Source organism: Pseudoalteromonas sp. TB25 (assembly GCF_000497995.1).
Lineage (GTDB): Bacteria > Pseudomonadota > Gammaproteobacteria > Enterobacterales > Alteromonadaceae > Pseudoalteromonas > Pseudoalteromonas distincta.
In genome coordinates this window covers 1-2,076 of sequence record NZ_AUTI01000001.1, presented here as the reverse complement: position 1 = coordinate 2,076, position 2,076 = coordinate 1, and the positions used below count along the sequence as shown (strand labels likewise).

General features: G+C 41.1%; 3 protein-coding genes, 1 tRNA gene and 1 pseudogene. All 5 read right to left on the bottom strand.

Going from position 1 to position 2,076, the window contains the following annotated elements:
- Positions 1-376, bottom strand: a 376-nt coding sequence (rplK, locus tag L652_RS0100025; protein ID WP_024603154.1) for a 50S ribosomal protein L11, incomplete at its 3' end; no start/stop codon positions are given.
- 214 nt (positions 377-590) lie between these two features.
- Positions 591-1,154, bottom strand: coding sequence for a transcription termination/antitermination protein NusG (gene nusG, locus L652_RS0100020; protein ID WP_002958878.1), 564 nt, complete (start codon positions 1,152-1,154; stop codon positions 591-593).
- A 4-nt stretch (positions 1,155-1,158) separates the two neighbouring features.
- Positions 1,159-1,536: a preprotein translocase subunit SecE gene (secE, locus tag L652_RS0100015; RefSeq protein ID WP_002958877.1), complete on the bottom strand. Its 378-nt coding sequence runs from the start codon at positions 1,534-1,536 to the stop codon at positions 1,159-1,161.
- 132 nt (positions 1,537-1,668) lie between these two features.
- A tRNA-Trp gene (locus L652_RS0100010) sits at positions 1,669-1,745 on the bottom strand.
- A gap of 148 nt (positions 1,746-1,893) precedes the next feature.
- Positions 1,894-2,076, bottom strand: a pseudogene (locus L652_RS0100005) (deoxyribose-phosphate aldolase); the annotation flags it as partial.

Sequence of the window (2,076 nt, the reverse complement as noted above, 5' to 3'; positions counted from 1 at the left end):
CCGCTGCGTCCATATCGGCAGCTGTAAGGTCAGTTCGTTTTGTCTCAACAATTTCTTCAAGTTGAGCACGAGTTACTGTGCCTACTTTATCAGTGTTAGGACGGCCTGAGCCTGACTTGATACCAGCAGCTTTCTTAAGTAAGTAAGCAGCAGGTGGCGTTTTCATGTCGAACGTAAATGAACGGTCACCGTAAACAGAGATCACTACAGGAACTGGAGCGCCTTTTTCGATAGACTCTGTACGTGCGTTAAACGCTTTACAGAATTCCATGATGTTTACACCGTGTTGACCTAGTGCAGGACCTACTGGAGGACTAGGATTAGCCATACCAGCGGCAACTTGTAGCTTGATTAGAGCTTCAACTTTTTTAGCCATTATAAATACCTCATTTGGTGGGTCTCAGCCTTGTGCGCGCGAGGACGCGTACTCTAACGGCTTCCCAGTTTAAAAATTGGTTTCGTACTTTTTGCACAGTAAAAAATAAATTTTACCTTAATACAAAAAGGCCGCTGATTATAAGTTAATCAGCGGCCTTTTTCAAGCTTCATGCCAAAATTTAAATAAAAATTAGCGAAGCTTTTTTAATCAATTACTTATCTTGCTCAACTTGACCGAATTCAAGCTCAACTGGCGTAGAACGACCAAAAATAAGTACAGATACTTTTACGCGGCTCTTTTCGTAGTCAACTTCTTCAACTACACCACTGAAATCTGCAAATGGACCATCTGTAACGCGTACAACTTCACCTGGTTCAAATAATGTAGCAGGTTTAGGTGCTTCAGCATTTTCTTGTAGGCGATTAAGAATGCGCTCAGCTTCTTTAGGGCTGATAGGAGCAGGACGATCAGACGTACCACCAATAAAGCCCATAACGCGTTCTGTGCTGTTCACTAAGTGCCAGCTTGCGTCATTCATATCCATTTGTACTAATACATAACCTGGGAAGAATTTACGCTCAGATTTACGCTTTTGGCCAGCGCGCATCTCAACAACTTCTTCAGTTGGTACCAATATCTCACCAAAGCTCGATTCTAGACCTTCGATTTTAATATGTTCAATTAACGTTTGAGCTACACGCTTTTCGTAACCAGAAAAGGCCTGTACTACATACCAACGTAACTTAATTTCTTTGTTCTCGTTCTCATCCGACATGGGATCAGATCTCCAATCCAGTTAAAAAGCCTACAGCGCGGAATAAAATGCCATCTAATCCCCAAAGGATAAGTGCCATAATCACTGTTGCAACCATTACAATTAATGTCGTGTGGGTAGTTTCTTGGCGCGTTGGCCAAATAACTTTGCGTACTTCAATTCGAGCTTCTTTAGCGAAAGCAAGAAAGTTACGTCCCTTAAATGTTTGCGAGGCAATTGCTAATCCGGCCGCTATTGCAACAACAACGCCAATAGCACGTAGTAATACAGATTGATCTGCATACATGTGATTACCAACAACTGCGCCTGCAAGTAGCGCGATTGCTACTAACCACTTTACTGACTCCATCGCACTTGATGGTGTTTCTACATTCGTGCTCATAATATTATTACCTTAACTACAGACACAACAACCCTACACTACGGCAGGGTTAATCCATTAAAATCTAAACTTAAAAACAGACTTAATTTAAACCGGTTTTTAATCTCAGACTACTCAAATAACAAGTAAAACTGGCAGGGGCGGAGAGATTCGAACTCCCAACCATCGGTTTTGGAGACCGCTGTTCTACCAATTGGAACTACGCCCCTGCAAAGTGGATGCCTATTATACTTACGCAGTTCATTAACACAAGCCTAAAAGATACCCACATTGGAAAATCTAATTAATTAATTACATTATTGTTTCAACTGCTAATAATTTAATCGGTTAGATAAACCTACAATCCAAAGATATTGATTATTTCCCTATGGTTTTATAAACGTCACTTAACAAGCTTGAAGCGCCAAACCTAAATGTATTTGCTTGCAAATAATCATCACCCATTATTGCGCGTGCTAGCGCTAAATAATCACTAGCATCGGCCACTGTTTTAACACCGCCGGCCGCTTTAAAGCCCACACGTTTATTTGAGTTTTTAAT

Bases quoted from the DNA above. Each gene is read 5' to 3' on its own strand.
- secE (WP_002958877.1), bottom strand. From the start codon at position 1,536: ATGAGCACGAATGTAGAAACACCATCAAGTGCGATGGAGTCAGTAAAG.
- nusG (WP_002958878.1), bottom strand. From the start codon at position 1,154: ATGTCGGATGAGAACGAGAACAAAGAAATTAAGTTACGTTGGTATGTA.